The following is a 20,961-nucleotide window of genomic DNA, read 5'->3' on the forward strand; positions in this document are numbered from 1 at the left end:
CCAGATGTATTTTATAGCGTACTCCTAATTAGTTCCAGTAATTATTTAATTGGATTAATGGATTGCTCGTCTGCGCTTTTTTATTGATAGGCCAGGTCCAGGCACCTTGTAAAAACTGGCCATAGGACATGCTGTTGGTGTAGTTATATTTTGGATTATAAATTTTACCACTACGTACCATGTCATAATAATAATGTCCTTCGCCCATTAGCTCCTTACATCTTTCATAAAAAATAGCGTCTAATAAATCTCCGTCGCCAGGGTTGGCGGGAAAAGCAGGAGCTCCGGCTCTTGATCTAATTCTGTTAAGTAATTCAGCCGCTTTATCATTTAATGCGGGAGATGAAGAGCCATCGGTATTTCCGGCAACGGACATGGAAGCCAACGCTTCGGCCTGTAGTAAAATAGCATCAGGATAACGAAATATAAAATAGTTATTACTTAACGCATTGTCACCACCCTTAGGCCCTAAAGCAATGTTGTAAAATTTAAGCATCTGCGAATTGGCCGCATACATCGTATTGGTATTATTGAATGTGAACCAGGCTTTAATGCGTTCGTCTGCCTGATCTTCAGGATACAATGTTTTCAGATAATTACTCATATAATTCATCTCAACGTTGTCTTCCAAACTATTTGCATCACTATTATTTGTTAAGTTACTTTCCCATATCACAGTTCCTGCATAGGTCATTCTCCGGTTTTGAGGATAAAGGCCATAGTTAACATTCTGAGGAATCTCGAAAAGACCCTCTTGCGATCTTCCCTGAAATACAGTGAATATCTGATCAATAGGATATAATCTTAACACACCCAACCCCAGCTCTCCTTCGTTATATAATACATCACCTAATTCATCTACCTTTTGATAATAACTAAGCGCGTTGGTTTTATCAAAACCGGCCAACCACATATTCAGATGCATTTCTAACGCTAGCGCACTGCTTTGCATTGCACGTATCGCTCTGTATGTGGGATCAGGATAGGCCCATGGCAAATCTGCTCTGTGCTTTTCAAGATCGGCTATGCAGTTTTTTGCCACCTCAACATGACTGGCCCGCGGCAAAGAACTTTCGTTATAAGCATTTGTGAAATAAGGCACATCGCCATACAATCTTATCAAATAGAAGTAAGACAAACACCGCATGAATACGGCTTCGGCCTGATATTGTTTTACAATTTTATCAGATAAGCCTGCGTCTTTTTCCTGAACATTTGGTGCCTCTTCATATAGTATATTAGCCGCCTGAACTACTTTAAATAAGGGCGACCAATCATCAACAAGATCCCAACGAGTGTTTCTTTGCCACCATTCTTTTATCGCATCATAAGTAGGACTAGTACGGCTGGCATCAGCAGCTATTGCACTTTTAAGATCATTTTTAGACAGAAAGGCTACATCACCACGAGGAGGATATGCAGCTCCCACTGTTACAGGAGCGCACCTAACATCTCCCATAAAAAGAATAGCGCTTTTCATCGCAAATTCATCTTTGAATATGCGGTACACGTCGTTTGTAAAACTTTCTACATCTGCCTGGGTTTCCCAAAAATTATTTCCCGACAGATCATCCAATGGAGTTACATTCAGAAACTTTTTGCAACCGGCCACAACAGTTAACAAAAGGCCCAATAACACTAAATATTTTGTCTTCATTTTTATACTAATTAAAATTGAACATTTAAGCCAAGGGTGAAAGAGCGCCGTATGGGATACCCATCTGATCTGTCTCTACCCAGATCTGTTACATTCTCTGGATTGGGTCCTGAATATTGTGAAAAAGTGTACACGTTATTTGCCGTGAAATATATTCGGGAATAATTGATACCGTATCGCAATGTTTTTTCTTTTGGAACATTATACCCCAACGTCACTGTGTTAAGTTTAACATAGGAGCCGTCTTCCTGGAAAAGAGTTTGGTTAAACCGGAATGGTTTGATGGCTTCACTTCTTGTAAAGTCATATGGATTGGGATATGTAGCATCTGCGTCTCCAGGACCCTGCCAGAAATCATAATCGCCGACAGGTACTAATGCCGCGTCATTTTGTGAAGCCAGAGGGTTATTATAACTGGCCAGCCTTTGTGCTAATGAGTTATTAAGTATATCTCGTCCCGCAGTTATGGATACATTGAATGATAATGTAAAAGCCGCATAAGTAACCATAGACTGAAAACCTCCTGTGAATTTGGGGAATGAATTTCCCGCAACCACCATGTCTCTTTCATCAAGAATATAGTTGCCGTCTAAGTCTGTCCAATAAGGATCGCCTCCCTTGAAAAACACTTTGTTTCCACTTGCATCAAGTGTGTAATAAGGAAACCCTGTTGACGGATCTACCGGCACTGAGGCATCGTCAGGAAAAACACCTCTATAATGATACAATACGTTTGAGTTGGCATTTCTTCCGAGACGTTTAAGTATGTTTTGATTTATTCCATCAACTGCATTTGGATCTTCATCGATTAGTTGTCTTGTATCATTAGGCAACCTTGTAAGTATATTATTGTTAAAACCTCCGTTAGCAGAAATATTCCAACGAACTTTTTCAGTGTTTATTGGTCTGTAGGTAAAAGTAAACTCATACCCATAATTAACCTGGCTGAAATAGTTTGTTTTATATTTTTGGAAACCATTGTGATCGGCTATTTCGATATTGAAAATCTCATTGTCAATTTGATTATAATAAGATTCGAGTATAGTTGAGAATTTTCCGTTCAGGAAACCTGCCTCAAGTCCATAACTCATTCCGGTGGTGATCCTCGGCAGAAGATCGACATTAGGCAAATATTCCCAGTTCAGTCCGGTTGATGGGTTATTATTATATTGGCCTGAAGTTACGTAGCGACCATAAGCGTCAAATATTGTTCCCGAAGGCACCATGTTTCTACCCCAGTTAGCTCTTACGGAGGAGAATCAATCCAACTCAAACTTTCCATGAATTTTTCCTTATCAAAATTCCATCTTACCCCGATTGCAGGTGCTTTTACATAAGGTTGATTAGGTCCATTGGTAGAACTGCCTTCTAACCGATAGCTAAGATCTAATACATATTTCTTTCTGAAGTTGTACTGAAATGTACCACCATAACCCAATAACCTTCGTTCGTAGTTGTTATTTAATACACCTCCCCTGCGTTCAAAATTTGATATAAAACCAAGAGGGCCTTCATATTGATCGTTAGGGGTTCCAGACTGCTGCTGGGCTTTAGCCATAAACTTTTCGATGTTGGCTTCAGAAAAAGCAAACGCATTAATCAAATGATCTTCACCAAATGTAGTTGTATAATTTAAAGAACTTCTGTTGTTGAGGCCTTCTCTACGACTGTCATATGCATATCTTAATGAATAATTATTATTCACTGCAGCAGGTGTAAAGTTGTTAGCTCTGTCTGTAGTGAAATCATAACTCAGGTTATTTTGCAGGTTTAACCCTTTTAGTAATTCGTAACGGACATCGATATTAGCTGCTAATCTTCCAGACTTATTCTCATTATCAGTTTGAGAAACGCCTAATGCTGTTGTATTACCACTAAAAAATGAAGGAGGAGGTAATAGTGAACTTGCAGATGCGGCAGTGGCTACCCCACCCTGCATCATACCCGTACCACTGCCCAAATTTTGATTACCCAATGAGGCTGTTATCGAAGTAAATAATCTAAATCGAGTAGTAGGCATGTATTCAGTATTCATACTCATTGTATATCTTGAGAATCCTGTATTGGCCACAATACCTTTTTCATTGTAATAAGAGAGATTAGCTTTATAGTTAAACTTAGTATCACCACCAGCCGCAGCAACATTATGCGTCATGTTAAACTGTGGCTTTATAAATATTGATTGCCAGTTAGTGGAATTATTATAATAAGGATTTAAATAGTCTGTTAGAAAAGGAGATTCATCTATCCTGTCCCGGCCTGCATATAATGTAGAATCATTCTCTAATATTTGTTTTATTTTTATGGCCCTTTCATCCTTACCACCCAACACTTTCTTTAATTCCGGGGGCACGTTTAAAACAAAATTTCCGGTATAGGTGATAATAGGTTTTTAGAACGCCCTCTTTTGGTTGCAATTACAATTACACCATTGGCGCCACGTGATCCATAAATAGAAGTTGCCATTGCATCTTTTAAGAAAGACATTTCTTCTATATCTTCTGGCGGAATTAATGAAATAGGGCTGATGCCAGGACCACCCTGATTAAATCCATATTCAAAGTTGGTGTTGGGATCAAAGGGAACACCGTCTATTACAAATAATGGTGAAGAAGGCGAAAGGAACGCATCATTACCACCGCCTGAAACATTGGCGTTCGATGCACCTCGAATAAAAATTGAAGAACTGAAGCCTGGCGTACCTGTAGTATTCTGAATATTAACACCAGCCACACGTCCCTGCATCAACTCCATTACATTAGAAGTCGGAATATCCTGAATGTCCTTACCACTTATGGTTACACTTGAACCGGTACTAAATTGTTTCTGTCTTTTTTGAAAACCTTGTACAACAACCTGTTCCATACTGCCTTCTTTTGCAGTTAGTATAACTTCAATGAATGATCGGCCATTTACATTGATACGTTCGTTTTCATATCCTGTAAAGGAAATAATGAGTGTAGCTTTCGATGGTACGCTAACCGTAAATTCTCCTTTTTCATTGGTAACAGCAATACCAGTTTCATTTTTACCAATACTGATAGTGGCACCACTTACAGGTTGGTTGATGTCTTTGCTTTTAACAATTCCGCTTATCGTTATGGTAGTTTGTGACATAACACACAGGCTTAATAAAGAGAATAAAGCAGCAAGTACTAATTTCATGAAAATATGATTATGATCTTTTGGAAAAATTTTCTCGTCGTTAATCGTTCTCAAACTTTGGCGATTCCTTAGGGAAGGATATTATAATCTCCCAATCACCTTTTGTATAAATGGCAAAATCAAAAAGCATATTGGATACCTGTCTTAAACCACCAGCGGTTAGCCGTGAATAGCTAAAGTTAAGATGTGCATAACGGCCGTCTACAGTTGTATATTTTGTTCTTCTTTCTACTAATGGAATCGGATAAGCGACATCATACTTAATATAGGTAGATGTTCTTTGTATATTAAATCCATGCAGCAGGTTTGGCCAGTCTGTGAGATTAAATTTTGAAGGGTCAATAAACTCGTTATTCTGATCGATAAAAGAAATCTTTAAAGACGATCCCTGACTGGATAGTTTATGAATAGATACAAGAACGTTAGAAGCAAACAAAGGTGTTTCTGTGCTATCTCCTATCATGTTAGTAACGGAAGAAGGATTCAGCCAGTCAGTAGACGCATAGCCAGAGATCAGATCTGCATTATTAGGCTCATACTCTCTAATAATATAAGGTTGTATCCGAAAATCTTTAATAACCTTACTTCCGCCACTATTACTAACCTGGATATCAAACCTGTAACCAGAGTCTGGCATTGATTTTACGGAGCGCGCCAACACATCATTATTTCCCCAAAAAATTATATCGCCAGAATGTTGTCTGACCTCCAAAAAGGAATGATCTTCCAACGCCCTTTTGGATTCAATTTCCTGCAATGAAGTTTCATCACCTGTGTATTGTTGTTTCCAAACGTACACCGGAAAGGCAGCTGATAATTCTGGCGCTGGCAAGCCATCATAGGTACGTACATTGACAAGTTTGAAAGTTAATGGCTTTGAGGAATTATCATTGTCCAGAAAGATATTATTGTAAATTAAATTTCTTCCAAGAATGGGATTAAACAATACCTGCGAATAAGATGACTCAAGACTGAAGGAATCGAGATCCCGAGGAAGATATTTTTTCTGGCAGCCCGATGCGAATATGACCGCAATAAATAAACTGAGTATTATTTTGATTCTCATAATTCTACTTGTTAAATCTGCTAATGAATTCACCAAAACCGATCTCGTGTTCTGGTTCCAAACTATGCACCACGCCATTTTGCGTAATAATATTTACTACATTAGTTTCGGAACGTATCCAGTCTCTAATAAACTGGGATTTTTTTGTATCGCTGAAGATGATATTAGTAGGCCCTCCCTGTTCAAATCCCATGGCCTCACTATAAGTTTTCTGCGAGTGCATACGGTATCCGTAATTGATAGACAAAAGTGGAAGCCCATCGACAAATTGAATATCTGAAGTGGTGACCTTCCCCTGAATTACATACCTGGCTAAGATTGAATCCAGATTGTTATAATCCAAGTCATTTATATAAAGAGGCTCTTTGCCAAGACTGGTGCGCGATATATTCAGGGTGGACATAATGAGCCGAAAACTTGCATTCGATGGTGCAAATAATGTTAAGGCCACATCCGTTTTGTCTAAGCTGTCTTTCAACCATGAAATACGATCTACTGCCTTCACAAGGGAATCGTATATTCCTTTCTTAGATTGTATATATTTATAAGTGCTGCCACTGTAGGTATTTTCTGTATTAACAAAATCGTAATTACCACCTGGTTTTTGGCACGAGTTCAAAATGAGTACACCAATCAATAACACCCAAAATTTAGAAAATCGCTTTTTATGAAAAATACAATTCATCACAGTTATATATGTTTAATTTTTCCAATATTGTGTTTGCTCCAATGAGTTATTCGCATTCAACACCTCTTGCGCAACCGGCCAATAAATACCTCCTTTAGTAATTAGATTATTAAACTCAGGATCGTTGTTTTTAATTTTTTTATACCGAATCAGATCAAACCAATGCCACGCTTCGCCTATTAATTCCTTTTTGCGTTCTTTGAATATCTCATCAACAACATCTACTGTTGGAGGAAGGCGGCTTAATTTTCTATCGACCCGTAAAAGGTTTAATAGATCGAGGGCCATGCTTGTATTCCCCAATACCGCTTTTGTTTCAGCCTGCAACAAAATGACCTCTTCTGCACGGCTAAAAACAATAGGTGAACCATATACAGTAAATACTGAATTGCTGTTTGTAGCGCCAGTTGACGCCAACGGCCCAACAATCGCTATTTTAGTAAACAAGGGATAGTCACTCGTCAGGTTGCTAAAAAAAGACTACTAACAGTACCATCTGCATCAATATTGTATCGCTCATCACCGCCTTCGTTATAGATCGTAGCGATATCTTCTGCTGACACATATATCTGAGGGTTTGTTCTTTGAATAAAAGGAGCACCCAAGGTTAGGTTTTCAATATGCCCGGTTGGCGTGGTTTCCATTTTTTCTTGCGACATTCCGAATGCTAAAATGTGTTTATAGTTAGTATTAGAAAACACGCCACTTGTTGCAGATACCAGTATACTTGTTGTTGAAGTTGTTAAGTTAGATTTTGAAGAGTTGGCCAGCGCAAAGTCAAGGTAAGCAGATGCGTCAAGATACCTTCCATCAAGTACAGCAATATGAGCCAGCAACACATAGGCAGTAAGTCTTGTCATCAGATCGCCCGACCAATCTGAACTACCATAATATAAACCAGAAAAATATTCAGCGTTCACAGATCCATAAATGAACGGCAATACCGGCGCCGCTTCCTTCAATAATTGTTCTGCATAAGCTAAAACTGCCGATACGTTTGATCGGGGAATTTTAGGGAATTGTCCATCATAAGATTGACGTATCAGAGGTACATCACCCCATGTTCTTGCCAAATAGTAATAAGACAAAGCAATCAATGCCTTCATTTGTGCAACATCTACCTCATGGGTTAGCTTCGTATATTGTGGATCTGAGTCCAGGACCTGTCCAGATTTTTCGATAAACAAAAAACTACTGTTGATAACTGCATAAAATTTCCGCCAGTTGGAAACATCTTCCAATAAGGGAAAAGGAAGATTTAATTTTCCGTCAATCACAGCTTTTAAATCGGTACGCGTTACTGATTTAAAAGCGCTTTCGCGCAGTTCACCATACATCCAATTTGCTTCGTTGTCTGCAAGCGCAGCGCGCATTAATCCATAGCTACCTAAAAGAGCGGAGCGCGAATCTGTTATGGTTTTCCATGCATTTTTCTCATTGATCGTGTTGGAAGGTTCAATGTCCAGTATTTTATTGCATGATACCCCACAACATAGCAGCATAAAAACAAGAACGTAAAAATTTTTATTTACCGTTTTCATCATTTTATTTGTTCGTAAGGATTACAGATTAAGTTTAATACCAACAATTACGCTTTTTGTAAGCGGTAGCGATAAGCCGTTGTCATAACCATAATAATTAGCCAGCTCAGGATCGCGGTTAGTGTAAGGACTAAATTTTAATAGATTGGTTCCAGTAATGTATAGATACAGATCCCGAAATCCTTTTGCCTTACCAAAGCCCAGCTGATTTTTACCGATCATTTTATATCCTATAGTTGCTGACCGCAATGACAGATAGTTGGCTTTTTCCAGGAATAGATCTTGATTTACCTGATAGCCATTTACAGAGCTCCAAGGATTATACATAGGATAGCTGCCAGTATTGATCCTGTCTTCCCAATATGTGACCTCTTTAATTGCATCAAGACTTTCTGAGTTATCCCTGGTAATAAAATCCATGTAATTAGCAGCCTCCTGGTTCATTATATAGTGTCCCAGGGCATATTGTAAATGAAAGTTTAAGTCAAACTTTTTATAGGTGACCTGGTTGATAAGACCGCCAAAAAATTTAGGAAGTGCGTTACCTTTTAGCACCTTGTCATTATCATTGATTACATTGTCACCATCAATATCCTTCCATATCGGGTCTCCGGCATTAAAAGCTTGTCCCTTATAGGTAAATCCCGTTGGGATTTCTGAGCTGTTATTATAAATTCCTTCGTTTTGCAATAACCAGAAAGCGTCTACAGCAAAACCAGTTTCCAGTTTGTGTCCGTTCAAAATAATACTTGAACTACCATCCGGTAAAGCTTTTAGTTTATTCTGATTATACGTTCCATTCAGGCTTGCATTCCAACCAAAGCCATTGTCATTTATAGGCACAATATGCGCGTCAATAGTAAAGTCAAGGCCCTTATTGTTTACATGCATTCCGGATTTCAGTTCATATGTATAACCACTTTCAGCAGTAGTTGGAACCGTGAGGGTCAGGTCTTTATTGTCCTTGTTATAGACATCAATTTTCAGAGAAATTCTTTTATTCAGAAATGACAATTGTGTACCAATGCTAAATTGCTCAGCATAACTCCAGGGAATATCATATCCTATCCAGGCATTATTATAAGGTCTGGTATACGTACCATAACCATTAAAGCTAGCTAATGGAAATCCGCCCCAGCTTAATTGTGGTACATATTGAGGGCCTGCGCTTATCGATTGATCCGAAACGAGATCGCCTACTCTTCCCCATGATGCATGTAAGTCCATTAACGACAGGAAGCCCACGTTGTCTTTTACTATATCATACTTAACATCAAAAACAGGAGAAACAAACCATCTATGATTAGGTTGCATTGAAGAACTACCGTCACTCCTCAACAATGCTCCTATTTCTAAACCGTTATCCATCTTGTATCGGGCATTTCCCCAGAAAGAGATCAGCCTTTGCTGAATCTTATCCAAATAACCACTAACCAAATAGCCGTTATGAACTAAGTAACCAGAACTGGTTGTAGTTCCGTCAACCTCCGCAATCCGCTTTACATCATCGGGACCGTTATAACCTTGTATGTAACTATATCGGGAGATATCTGCTTGATAATTAAATCCACCATTTAAATTCATCAAAGAAGCGTTTCCGAAACGATGGGTATATTCAATTTTATCTTCTAAAACAAATCGCTGGTTAAATCCGAAATAATTGGAAACATAATTATTGCCGCTAAATAAAGCTTTGGGGTAAAACACATCTCTTTTCCCCTCGTTATAATCGAACGACATCCGTGCCGTATTAACCGCTTTTCCGATATTAGCTGAAAGCGAAAAGTATCCTTGTACAGATGAAGTAAGATTATCATCAATAAGGTCGCCTTCATAAATGTCAGTAAATCTTTGGTAAACATTTTTATTAGGAGGGATCGGATTTGCTATTGAAGGCAAATATCTCATTTCGGCAAATCTGTCTGTAAAACTTCTGTTCCGATTCCTTTTTAGCAGGCTACCACTTACCATACTTGAAACGGTCAGCCATTTAGCGGGCACCATTGATATATAAAACGATCCAACATATCGTCTAAGATCAGTTGCATTAGCAGTACTTGCATTTTGGGTAGCGCCGAAAAACGCACGAAAATTAGAGCGCCCTGAGCCACCTGTAAGGCTGGCATTAATGTTATATACAGGCGCATTTTTGTAATATAGATCTGACCAGTTAGATGCTCCATAATAATCAGCATTGGACGAATCGCTCAAATAGGCAGGCAACGAACTCAAATTAGCGGAAGAGCCGTATTTATAGTAAAAAGGAAGGCGAAAATTCTTATCGGAATAGGCATTCGTGGTATTTATCGCCGGCGTCAGTGCATATCCAAAATAGCTATTTATTGAAAGTAGTTTTTCACCGGGTTTTGCATTTTTAGTAGTAATGTAAATCGCGCCATTGGATGCCCTGGGCCCTAACACACCCAGATCTTTAAAGTCTTTTACAACGTCTATTTTCTCAATATTATCCTGCTCCAATATGCTTAGCAAATCTGTTGCCGGACCAATAGGACTGACATTATAAGTTTGAATATTATATACATATGGATTGTCTTGAATGAGAGGCATACCATTTATATATATGGCAGGTTGCGAAAGATATAAGTCTTTTTGGTTTAACAACGGGCGGCTTACACCCCTTATATATATATTTTGATGAACAGAACCGGGTTCACCGGTGACCTCTTGAACATATACCCCGGAAGCAGCTCCTTTTACCATTTGTGCAATTGTAATATTTGGAACAGACTGAATTAATTTAGTATTGATGGTGTCGTAAGAAAATTTAAAAGAAGCAGGATTTACATTATAATAGACGATAGTATCTACTTCCTCAACATTGGCTGTCTCCCCGGGTATGGTATCAGTAATCGCAGTAGAGTTTGCTATATACAGCCACTTTGTATTTAAGCCGGTAAAGCTTTTAGCAGTTGTTTCCTCTGAAGCTATTATAGCTTTATCAATAGCCAGGCAAGACCATACAAGCAGTAATCTAAATAATAATCGTCTCATTTTATAAAAGCAATGTTTTTTAATGGTCTATAATCATCAGTTTCAGGGCATCGATAAAATCGAATCCTGATGCATAGAAGCATCGGATACTTTCTTCCTCACAGTATACCTTAATTATCAGCAGTCTTAAACTGTTAGTTGTTGCAATTCCAATTTCTCATACTTTTTCATCTGGCAAAAAATATCAAAAGCATCATAAATAGATTACTACGAAAAACCCCAAAGCAATCTATTATCATCAGTTCAGAACATGTAAGGGCCGGCTATAAATGGCTTTCAATGTTCTGTTGGTGAATATAGAATGGGTATAAAAAAATGGCAGGGTGAAATCTTAAATAAAATAGGGGTTATTCTAACAAGAATCATAATACGTTGACAATCAATTATTGTTATTATACAATAAATGGTTTTGATTTATCATTATGCTTGTAAATCACTAACATTTTGTAGCTTTCGGCTCAGACATGTATAATGCCCTTCATAAACTACTGTTTTTATCTACTTGCATATTAGGCTTGGTAGCAACAGCTTCCAAGGCTAAGAGTCAAAAGATTTCTTTTAACAGCTGGACAACCGAGTCTGGCTTATCACAAAACACGGTTTATTCCATTTGCGAAGACAAGTATGGTTATATATGGATAGGTACAAGAAATGGCCTAAATCGATTTGATGGGAAGGACTTTAAGCTATATCATCCCCCAACAATAGATAAATCTGTAACAGGCGAAAATGATATTACTGCGTTGCAAACAGATAAGGACGACTTGCTCTGGATAGGCATGAACAATGGATTAGTTGCTTATGATTTCAACAAGCATACCTATTTTCAGGTTAAATTAGATAGCGATATTTATAAATTCAGCACAAATGCAATTTACCGGGATGATGCATCAAATGTGTGGCTGGCAACAAACAAAGGTATTTTTTACTCAAAAAAGAAATCCTTTTGTATTTGAAAAATTTGGCCGGTATGACAGTCTGGCTATTCAAAATAAAAATCTGCGATGTATTGTAAGGGAAAAGAATGGAACGATTTGGATAGGATCCAATATCGGGTTGACCAGAATTGAAACTGTAAATGGCCAACGGGAGTACAAGACTTTTAAAAATAATGAGCAGGATCAGACAAGCATAAGTAGCAATGTTGTTACAGCTATTAATATCGATAAGTTTGGCAACCTTTGGGTAGGTACTCAAAGCAAGGGGCTCAATCTTTTTAATAGGAATACAGAGCGTTTTGTAAGATTCAATAAAAATTCAACTAATCTTTCCCTTGTAAATGATAATATCAGAACGATAAAATCTGACTCTGCCGGTAATGTTTGGATAGGAACTCAGGAAGGTATCTCCAAGCTTAACTGGCAGGAAAAAGTAATAGAAAATTATCAGAACAATCCCAAAAATAAGCATAGCCTAAGTCAAAATTCTGTACATAGTATTTTTATTGATAAAAATAATTATGTATGGGTGGGTACTTTTTTGGCGGCATTAATTTGGTAAACCCATTTCCCTCCGAATTTCAGGTGTGGCAAAATAATGGAACTTCATCCGGGTTGAGCAACAATGTTGTGAGTTCCGTTATTTCCGATAATGTCGGTAATTTATGGATCGGCACTGAAGGCGGTGGGCTTAATTACTATGATCGCAAGTCTAAAAATTTTACTTACTATACTCGCCAGCCCGATGGACTTGGTTCTAATCTGATCAAAACAATTTTCAGAGATAAAGATGGTAATATTTGGGTGGGCACACACGCTGGTGGACTAAATCTTTACCGCAATGGCGGATTTATAAAATATTTTTATCATCCCGAAAGTGCTGCATTCTTAAATTCTGAAATATCAACAATTGCTGAAGATAGCAGCCAGCGTTTATGGTTAGGAATTCAGGGAGGAATACAGGATCTGAAGATCTATAAGCGCTCAGGTATAAACCTTACCGATATTAGCGAAGAATATAACAGGAAGGCACTTGCGGGTAGAAATATTAAAAGAATATTCCCTGATTCAAAAGGGAATATTTGGATTACGACATCTGACGGACTTTTCGTTGTAAGAAGCGATCATAAAATCATTGAGTCCCTTGTTTGTTCAATGCTTAACACACCCTCAAAAATCTCACATGTTACCAGTATTTCGGAAGATAAGAATGGAAATATTTGGCTTGGGATAGAAAACGGAGGACTAAAAAATACAATCCTGCAACTCAATATATGTACGCTTATTCCTTTAAAAAGGCAGGTCCGGAATATGATGTATTGGGTATATTGGAAGATCGAAAAGGATATATATGGTTAAGCACAGCCAGTGGTTTAATAAAATTTGACCCCCTGTCCCGCTCTTTTCAAACTTATACCAAAGCAGATGGTCTTCCCTCTAATACTTTTAATTACAACGCTTATTTTAAAGACAATAACGGGCGCTTTTATTTCGGTGGTTATAATGGTCTTGTAAGTTTTGATCCATCTTCTTTCTTGTCGAATACCACAGACGTGCCAATTGTCTTTACGAGTTTAAAAACAATGAATCATTCAGACGACATTAGTATAAATGCATCTGAAGCACTCGAACTTAATTATAACCAAAACGTTTTTACTATAGAATTTGCTTTACTTAATTATATAAAACCCGAGAAAAATACTTACGCTTATATTCTCAAAGGATTTGATAAACAGTGGAACACGACAGACAAGCCGGCCGCTACATATATGAACTTAAAGCCGGGCCATTATACTTTGGTAGTAAAAGGTGCCAATAATGATGGTAAATGGGGCGCCACCAAACAGCTATCAATTGTGATACACCCGCCGTTCTGGCGAACTTGGTGGGCATATTTGATATATGTACTTATTGGAACGACCGTTTTGTTTTTTATTATCCGCTTCTTCTACCTGAAAGAATTGTTAAAAAAGAAGATATCCTGCATCAAAACAAACTTGATTTTTTTACCAACGTAACGCATGAGATAAGAACACATCTTACATTAATATTGTCTCCTGTTGATAAAATGATGAACGATAGGGCAAATGACAGCTATTTACAGCAGCAGTTTCAAAATATCAAGAAAAATGCAAACAACTTACTTCGACTTTCCGAAGAATTAATGGATTTTAGAAAAGTGGAGACAGAACATTTAATGTTGCATGTTGCACCATACGATATAGTAAGTTTTATTAAAGAAATCTATGAACATTTCACAGAGCTATCGCTGGCCCGCAACATTCATATTTCTTTCACTCATGACACATCGTGGCAACAATTATATTTTGACAAAGAGCAGCTTGAAAAAGTGTTTTTCAATCTTATTGGCAATGCATTCAAGTTTACGCCTGATGGTGGCAAAATACAAGTGCATATTGAAAATGGCGATGATGATGTGAAAGTTTCAGTCATCGACAACGGGCGCGGCATTGCGCCAGAATATAAGGACAAGCTTTTTAATAATTTTTTCCAGATAGATGATAGCGGTCACCAAAATAAAGGTTATGGTATAGGATTAGCCTTGTCCAGTAAAATCGCAACCCTGCATAGCGCAAAGATTGAGGTGGATAGCCGGATCGTTGATGAGCAAATACAAGAACGTAAAACAACGTTTGCCGTTTTACTAAAAAAAGGAGCTACACATTTCAATAAACAACCAGGCTACATTAAACCAAAGATTACAGTCGACATAAACAAAACCGAAGAATTACATTCGTTGGACGCTTTGTTTGCAACAGAGCCTAATGTTGTCGAAACCTATATGAAAGAACGGGATCTTTCTATATTATTAGTAGATGACAATCCGGAGATAAGAAGGACGATTCAGGAAATATTATCCGACAAGTATAATGTTATACTACAGGAAGATGCCTCAAATGGTTGGGAATATGCAACTGAACACATACCCGACCTGATCATTAGTGATGTAATGATGCCGCTAGAAGACGGATTGAGTTTTTGCAATCGACTGAAGTCTGACTTACGCACTTGCCATATTCCGGTAATACTTCTTACTGCCAAAACTACTCAACAGGATCATATTAAAGGATTAGACAAAGGAGCAGATATATATCTTACAAAACCATTTAACAGGCGTGTGCTTGAATTAAACGTAAGGAATCTGCTGGCGACGAGAGAAAGAATAAGAGAAAATGTAAAGCACTACATTCAGGAAGGCATGTTGCAAACCCCAATAGTGGCGGAGGAACAGCTTCCTGTTGCTAATGAGCTTGACAACGAATTTTTAACGGATATTATAAATATAATTGAAAAATACCTGGATGATACTGCCTTTAATGTATCAATTCTCGCACAAAAGATAGGCATGAGCGTACCCGTTCTTTACAGGAAAACAAAAGCTGTTACCAATCTTTCCGTTAATGACTTCATTAAATCTGTAAAACTTCAGAAAGCGGCAGAATTATTACTGCAAAAAGAACTTGCTGTGTATGAAGTTTGTTATGCTGTCGGTTATCAGGACAGAAAACATTTTAGTTTAGAATTTAAGAAGAAATTTGGAAAAACTCCTAAACAATATGCAATGTCTGAATCATAACAACTGATTATAATGTCTGCTATCCGAAAAAGGATGTTGTAATAGTGAATGGCTGACTGGGATGAACTAATCGTTCATATCCACAACATTTTATGAAGGACAAATTAATTGGTTAGAAACGTATCGGAATAAGGAAAAATCACACCCTTACCTTGTCAAAGGTAACAACCGAAAAAAAGCGATACATTTTTTGACAGATGAAAAACAGAAAAGGCTGTAAGTCAATTACTTACAACCTTTAATACGTGCCGAGACTGGATTCGAACCAGCACACCTTGCGGCGCCGCCACCTGAAGACGGTGCGTCTACCAATTTCGCCACCCGGGCATACACTCTTTAATTTGGGTGGCAAAACTAATAAAAAACATGTTACAAATGCAGATTAAGCTTGCGGATTTTGAAACTTATTAAAGTCATCACCCGTTCCTGCCGGACGCATCATTAATGCCTGAAATTGTTTCATACTTTTGTCCATCCCTTCAGTGCTTCCATCAAGAAAAATGACATTGCCTTTACCATATTCGGCAAAGTTTTTAATGGCTTCTGTCCACATACTAAATAAAATAAAATTGGTATCCAAATTGGCTTGCTTTAACTCTGAAGCGGCAGATGATATACCTTTTGCTACTTCTTCTCTAAACAAAGCAACACCCTGGCCACGAAGTTTAGCCGCCTCTCTTTCTGCTTCAGCGCTTATCTTAATAGCATTACCTTCTGCTTCTGCCGATTTTGTTTTTGTGATCAATAATGCCTGGCCTTCATTTTCTGCAGCAGCTTTCAGATTATTACTTGCTACAACTTTACTCATGGAATCAAGAATCATTTTATCAAAAGTGATATCGTTGATTTGTAGGTCTTGTAGATGAAAACCCCACTCCTCCAATGTTTGATCAATTTCTACTTTAACATACTGAACGATTTCGCGGCGTAAACCCAATACTTCTGCTTGCTTTTTAGTAGCAACAAAAGAACGTACATTTCCTTCAATGGTTTTTATCAATGCCTGCATCAAATCTCTGTCACTAATAAATTTAAATGCCACTTTTTTTATCGTTTCCTCATCTGCATTTTGTACTGCGTACAATAGCATGGCTTTAAAATAAACATTCGCCTGATCCTGCGTTACAGCCTGGAACTCTAATTCAACCGAACGGTTTTGTGTTGACACTCTTTTGAAAAGCTGTTCAATTAAGGGGATTTTAAATCGCAGTCCAGGCGAGGCAATGCGCTGATATTTTCCAAACATGGTAATTACACCAATGTATCCCTGGTTAATGGTGAATAAACCGCTAAATACAATGATCAGGATTATTACAACCCACCAGTAATTTAAAAATTCCATAAAGCGTTTTAATTTTTCTTAAAAATAGGAATAAAAAAGATGATTTTGAAAATCTATTAAACCTTCTATTTCTTTAAAACCCGAAAGGTTTATCGTTGTTTATGTAGGATGCTATATGCACCACAAAAAAGTGAGTGACACAACAAAGCTGAGATATGTTCTTTGGTGGCGCAACAAAAAAACTCAACTTTTCTCTTCCCAAACCTGCACCAAATTGATCAATACTTCAACAGATTTTTGCATATCCTGAACACTGACATATTCATGTTTACCATGAAATGCCATTTCACCTGTAAATATATCAGGGCAAGGCAATCCCATAAAGGAAAGGCGCGAACCATCCGTGCCGCCACGGGCACTATCTTGTTTAAATATAACATCGGCGCGGTTCATAGCTTCTTTTACATATTCGCCGATTTGCGGATGTTCCTTCAATACTTCTTTCATATTGCGGTATTGCTCCTTGCTTTCGAAAGCGTATGACGAACCTTCATACCGGTAGCCTGTTTGGCAAACTGTTCAAGCCGCTTTTCATGCAACGTTAACGCTGATGTATCAAAGTCGCGTATTATAAAATGCACAGTTGCTTTTTCAACCGTTCCTTCCATTTGAACAGGATGTACAAAGCCTTCGCGGTCTTCAGTAGTTTCAGGACTAAAACAATCTTTGGGTAGCAAGTCAAGAAATGTTCCAGCCACTTTTAAAGCGTTAACCAGCTTTCCTTTTGCATATCCAGGATGAGCGCTAATGCCATGAAACGTAACAGTAACACCATTAGCGCTAAATGTTTCATCAGTATAAGCTCCTCTTTTACCACCATCAAGAGTAAAGCCAAAGTCAGCGCCGAGTTTTTTTATATCAACGTTATCTACTCCGCGGCCAATCTCTTCATCGGGCGTAAATAAAATTTTAATGTTGCCATGTTTTATATTAGGATGCTTTATCAAATAGTTAGCAAAGTCCATTATAATAGCAACACCGGCTTTATCATCTGCTCCTAACAAAGTAGTGCCAGATGCGGTGATAATATCGTCTCCAATTTTCTTTTTTAAATATGAATGCTGACGCACCGAAATGACCTGCGTCGGATCATCAGGCAACACTATATCTTTTCCATCAAAATTTTCGTGAACCATAGGTTTTACGCCAGTTCCGGAACAATCAGATGAAGTATCGACATGGCTGCAAAAACATATTACAGGTACTTCTTTATCTGAGGTGGCGGGAATGGTAGCATATACATAACCATGATCATCCAGATGAGCATCAGAAATACCCATTTCGTTTAATTCTTCTACCAGCAAACGGCTTAAATTTTTTTGTTTTTCGGTAGATGGAAAACTGGTGGAATGAGGGTCGCTTTGCGTATCGATCGTAACATATTTCAGAAAACGTTTAGCAACACTAAAATCATAATCACTGATCATTCAAAAATAGTTTTTAAGTTGTTTGGTACATTTCGGGTTCATGCAAATTTAAGGCGCGGCAGCGATACTATCTCAAACATTGTGAACATAAAAAAACCCCGAAAAATGATTTAACATACTTCGAGGTTTTACCATAATTTATTTCAAATTAAGGAGTTATTATTAAGGGGCTACCGCCTTCAATACTTACTAACTCCAGATCAAAAATCAGATCTTTACCTGCAAGAGGATGATTGCCATCAAGTGTTACCGAGTCTTCTTTAATTTCAACTACGACAACCTGAAACTGTTGTCCACTCGGATCGCTCATTACCAGCGGCATTCCTACTTCCAGCTGCATATCTTCAGGGAAACGGTCTTTAGGCATATCAATCAGCATTTCCGGATTTTGAGGTCCGTAAGCTTCTTCAACCGGAATGTTAACAGTTTTCTTTTCGCCAACAGCCATGCCGGTAACACCATCATCAAAACCTTTGATAACCATGCCGCTTCCCACCTCAAACTCAAGCGGGTCGCGCCCTTCAGAACTATCAAACGTTTCGCCTGTAGTAAGCTTTCCATGATAATGTACTTTTACCTTATCGCCTTTTTTTACTTGCATTGCTTTCAAATTTGTTTTTAGTAATTCTTTTATGATACCAACTTATGAATATTATTGATCAGTCTTGCGTCGCACTCTTCAACTGTTGTGCATTGCTCAACCAGCTCATTCAACAAAAGTCAGTACACATATATATACACAGTCGAAGGTAGCCTTTTTTAACTTTCAGCCTAATTTTTCTCGAAAAAGCATGCGATATTCGCGCATATGAGTGATGCTAATTACAAGAATTTAAGAATTATATATATGGGGACTCCAGAGTTTGCTGTTACAAGCCTGGATGCACTGGTGAATGCCGGTTGCAATATAGTTGCCGTAATTACAGCCCCTGATAAACCTGCAGGCCGCGGTATGGAATTGCAGCAAAGCGCTGTTAAAAAATATGCTGTAAGCAAAAATCTTTCGGTATTGCAACCAGAAAAACTTAAAAACCCGGATTTTATAAATCAGTTAAAGGAATTAAACGCTGACCTGCAAATATGCGTTGCGTTCAGGATGCTGCCTGAAATGGTATGGAATATGCCACCAATGGGAACCATTAATTTGCACGGATCTTTGCTACCACGATACCGCGGCGCGGCCCCGATCAACTGGGCAGTAATTAACGGCGAAAAAGAGACCGGAGTAACAACTTTCAAATTGAAACACGAAATAGATACAGGTGATATTCTTCTACAGGAAAGTTTCCCCATTTCCGAGGATGACACGGCAGGAACGGTTCATGATAAAATGATGCATATTGGTGCGGCTTTATTGGTTGAAACAGTAAAAGGCTTAGCAAGCAACAGTCTTAAAGAAATGCCCCAGTTAATTTCAACTAATGAAACAATACACCATGCGCCGAAAATATTTACAGAGACTTGTATCGTTAACGCAAATAAGCCTGTTGAAGAAGTGTATAACCTGATACGCGGTCTTTCGCCCTACCCTACAGCGTTTACTTTTCTGAACGGGAAAAAATTAAAAATATACAGCTCAACAAAAATCAATGAACAGCCAAGAGTTGAACCTGGCGAATTTGAGACGGATCAAAAAACATACCTCCGATTGGCTTGTACTGATGGATATTTGCAATTGACCGATATTCAGCTCGAAGGAAAAAAGAGAATGAATGTTGAAGACTTTTTGAGAGGGTACCGGTTTTGATTAAGTTCGCTTACATTATTGATTCGTAAAGTTTCTTAGGTCTTTATTTGCACCATAAATAACCAAAATATCATTTTCTTCGAGAACTGTATCCGGAGAGGCAACTCCTTGTACTTTGTTTTCTTTATAGGGTTTTCCAAAAACATTTTTGACTTCACTTTTTCTTATGGTAGTTAGTGCTAAAACATTGTAACGTCTTCTCAACTGTATGTCCCGTATAGTTTTGCCAGTGTATTTTTGGGGAACTTTTATTTCTATAACGCTAAAATCACCACTCAACTCAAATGAATCCACAACATCAGTCAGGCATAATTTTTTTGCCCAACGCTCTGCGGTCTCTTCTTCAGGATGAACAATCTCATCAACGCCAATGGCCATCAGCACTTTTTCGTGTAATGCATCAACAGCCCTGCTAATTAAACGTTTAACCTGTAAATTTTTAAATAATGCAGTAGCCATTACATTAGCTCCCTGGTTTTCACCTATAGCAATAATCACTACATCAGTTTCTTTAAGTGGCAAGCCTGAAACTGTATATTCATCTGTGGCATCCATACAAATAGTATGCGATATTTTTTCTTTGAATAAATCTACCTTATTCATGTTATTGTCAAGGCCTATAACTTCATACCCTTGTGCAGTTAATTTCTCTGCTAAAGACGCTCCAAAACTTCCCAGTCCAACAATTATATATTTCATGTGTTTATAATTTATTTTGATGGTCACATGAAACTTGCCAAAACCCATCATTCATCTTCATAGCTCGTTCCATCTGTGTAT

20 protein-coding genes and 1 tRNA gene are annotated in these 20,961 nt (G+C 38.0%); 6 read left to right on the forward strand and 15 right to left on the reverse strand.

The features are described from left to right. Positions 1 to 28: 28 nt before the first annotated feature. From MKP09_RS10475 to MKP09_RS10515, 9 genes are read right to left on the reverse strand one after another with little or no spacing between them, the layout of a single operon-like run. The gene (locus MKP09_RS10475; RefSeq protein WP_240828279.1) at positions 29 to 1,657 is read right to left on the reverse strand and encodes a RagB/SusD family nutrient uptake outer membrane protein; all 1,629 of its coding nucleotides are present in this window, start codon (positions 1,655 to 1,657) and stop codon (positions 29 to 31) included. A gap of 11 nt (positions 1,658 to 1,668) precedes the next feature. Further along, positions 1,669 to 2,883 (reverse strand): SusC/RagA family TonB-linked outer membrane protein, encoded by a 1,215-nt coding sequence (locus MKP09_RS10480; protein WP_240828282.1) that lies wholly within the window; start codon positions 2,881 to 2,883, stop codon positions 1,669 to 1,671. A gap of 20 nt (positions 2,884 to 2,903) precedes the next feature. After that, entirely contained in the window at positions 2,904 to 4,010 is a 1,107-nt protein-coding gene (locus MKP09_RS10485; protein WP_240828290.1) for a SusC/RagA family TonB-linked outer membrane protein, read from the reverse strand. 2 nt (positions 4,011 to 4,012) lie between these two features. After that, positions 4,013 to 4,822, reverse strand: a complete 810-nt coding sequence (locus MKP09_RS10490; protein ID WP_240828297.1) for a TonB-dependent receptor plug domain-containing protein — start codon at positions 4,820 to 4,822, stop codon at positions 4,013 to 4,015. Positions 4,823 to 4,862: 40 nt separating this feature from the next. Continuing rightward, positions 4,863 to 5,888, reverse strand: a complete 1,026-nt coding sequence (locus MKP09_RS10495) for a DUF5007 domain-containing protein (protein ID WP_240828299.1) — start codon at positions 5,886 to 5,888, stop codon at positions 4,863 to 4,865. A 4-nt stretch (positions 5,889 to 5,892) separates the two neighbouring features. Beyond that, on the reverse strand, positions 5,893 to 6,573 hold the full coding sequence (locus MKP09_RS10500; protein WP_240828301.1) for a fasciclin domain-containing protein: 681 nt from the start codon (positions 6,571 to 6,573) through the stop codon (positions 5,893 to 5,895). A gap of 15 nt (positions 6,574 to 6,588) precedes the next feature. Beyond that, positions 6,589 to 7,023 (reverse strand): RagB/SusD family nutrient uptake outer membrane protein, encoded by a 435-nt coding sequence (locus MKP09_RS10505; protein WP_240828314.1) that lies wholly within the window; start codon positions 7,021 to 7,023, stop codon positions 6,589 to 6,591. A 14-nt stretch (positions 7,024 to 7,037) separates the two neighbouring features. Next, entirely contained in the window at positions 7,038 to 8,120 is a 1,083-nt protein-coding gene (locus MKP09_RS10510) for a RagB/SusD family nutrient uptake outer membrane protein (protein WP_240828316.1), read from the reverse strand. 18 nt (positions 8,121 to 8,138) lie between these two features. Continuing rightward, positions 8,139 to 11,129: a Plug domain-containing protein gene (locus MKP09_RS10515; RefSeq protein ID WP_240828338.1), complete on the reverse strand. Its 2,991-nt coding sequence runs from the start codon at positions 11,127 to 11,129 to the stop codon at positions 8,139 to 8,141. Between the two features lie 515 nt (positions 11,130 to 11,644). Between MKP09_RS10515 and MKP09_RS10520 the strand changes: the two genes are divergently transcribed. Genes MKP09_RS10520 through MKP09_RS10540 form a run of 5 tightly spaced genes read left to right on the forward strand, consistent with a single transcriptional unit; the run spans position 11,645 to position 15,665 of the window. Then, positions 11,645 to 12,085 carry a ligand-binding sensor domain-containing protein gene (locus tag MKP09_RS10520; RefSeq protein ID WP_240828345.1) on the forward strand — a complete coding sequence of 147 codons (441 nt, stop codon included), beginning with the start codon at positions 11,645 to 11,647 and terminating at the stop codon, positions 12,083 to 12,085. After that, the gene (locus MKP09_RS10525; RefSeq protein WP_240828347.1) at positions 11,997 to 12,629 is read left to right on the forward strand and encodes a ligand-binding sensor domain-containing protein; all 633 of its coding nucleotides are present in this window, start codon (positions 11,997 to 11,999) and stop codon (positions 12,627 to 12,629) included. The genes MKP09_RS10520 and MKP09_RS10525 overlap by 89 nt, the downstream gene beginning before the upstream one ends. Then, on the forward strand, positions 12,593 to 13,426 hold the full coding sequence (locus MKP09_RS10530; RefSeq protein WP_240828349.1) for a ligand-binding sensor domain-containing protein: 834 nt from the start codon (positions 12,593 to 12,595) through the stop codon (positions 13,424 to 13,426). The genes MKP09_RS10525 and MKP09_RS10530 overlap by 37 nt, the downstream gene beginning before the upstream one ends. Continuing rightward, positions 13,387 to 14,085: a triple tyrosine motif-containing protein gene (locus MKP09_RS10535; protein ID WP_240828376.1), complete on the forward strand. Its 699-nt coding sequence runs from the start codon at positions 13,387 to 13,389 to the stop codon at positions 14,083 to 14,085. Before MKP09_RS10530 ends, MKP09_RS10535 begins: the two co-directional genes overlap by 40 nt. A gap of 32 nt (positions 14,086 to 14,117) precedes the next feature. Next, positions 14,118 to 15,665, forward strand: a complete 1,548-nt coding sequence (locus MKP09_RS10540; RefSeq protein ID WP_240828389.1) for a hybrid sensor histidine kinase/response regulator transcription factor — start codon at positions 14,118 to 14,120, stop codon at positions 15,663 to 15,665. 245 nt (positions 15,666 to 15,910) lie between these two features. Here MKP09_RS10540 and MKP09_RS10545 read toward each other — a convergent pair. From MKP09_RS10545 to MKP09_RS10565, 5 genes are all read right to left on the reverse strand, one after another. Next, positions 15,911 to 15,993 (reverse strand) — tRNA-Leu (locus MKP09_RS10545). A 54-nt stretch (positions 15,994 to 16,047) separates the two neighbouring features. Beyond that, the gene (locus MKP09_RS10550; protein ID WP_240828396.1) at positions 16,048 to 17,007 is read right to left on the reverse strand and encodes an SPFH domain-containing protein; all 960 of its coding nucleotides are present in this window, start codon (positions 17,005 to 17,007) and stop codon (positions 16,048 to 16,050) included. A gap of 183 nt (positions 17,008 to 17,190) precedes the next feature. Next, on the reverse strand, positions 17,191 to 17,454 hold the full coding sequence (locus tag MKP09_RS10555; RefSeq protein WP_240828399.1) for a zinc-binding metallopeptidase family protein: 264 nt from the start codon (positions 17,452 to 17,454) through the stop codon (positions 17,191 to 17,193). Further along, a complete protein-coding gene (gene pepT / locus MKP09_RS10560; RefSeq protein WP_240828404.1) occupies positions 17,451 to 18,434 on the reverse strand; it encodes a peptidase T in 984 nt (327 codons plus the stop codon). The genes MKP09_RS10555 and pepT overlap by 4 nt, the downstream gene beginning before the upstream one ends. 148 nt (positions 18,435 to 18,582) lie before the next feature. Then, entirely contained in the window at positions 18,583 to 19,035 is a 453-nt protein-coding gene (locus MKP09_RS10565; RefSeq protein WP_240828417.1) for an FKBP-type peptidyl-prolyl cis-trans isomerase, read from the reverse strand. Between the two features lie 207 nt (positions 19,036 to 19,242). Between MKP09_RS10565 and fmt the strand changes: the two genes are divergently transcribed. After that, positions 19,243 to 20,181, forward strand: a complete 939-nt coding sequence (gene fmt, locus MKP09_RS10570) for a methionyl-tRNA formyltransferase (protein WP_262915197.1) — start codon at positions 19,243 to 19,245, stop codon at positions 20,179 to 20,181. Between the two features lie 15 nt (positions 20,182 to 20,196). Here fmt and MKP09_RS10575 read toward each other — a convergent pair whose 3' ends face one another. Further along, positions 20,197 to 20,880, reverse strand: coding sequence for a potassium channel family protein (locus tag MKP09_RS10575; RefSeq protein ID WP_240828420.1), 684 nt, complete (start codon positions 20,878 to 20,880; stop codon positions 20,197 to 20,199). Positions 20,881 to 20,961 lie beyond the last annotated feature (81 nt).

The organism is Paraniabella ginsengisoli (assembly GCF_022513635.1).
In the GTDB taxonomy this organism is placed as follows: domain Bacteria; phylum Bacteroidota; class Bacteroidia; order Chitinophagales; family Chitinophagaceae; genus Niabella; species Niabella ginsengisoli.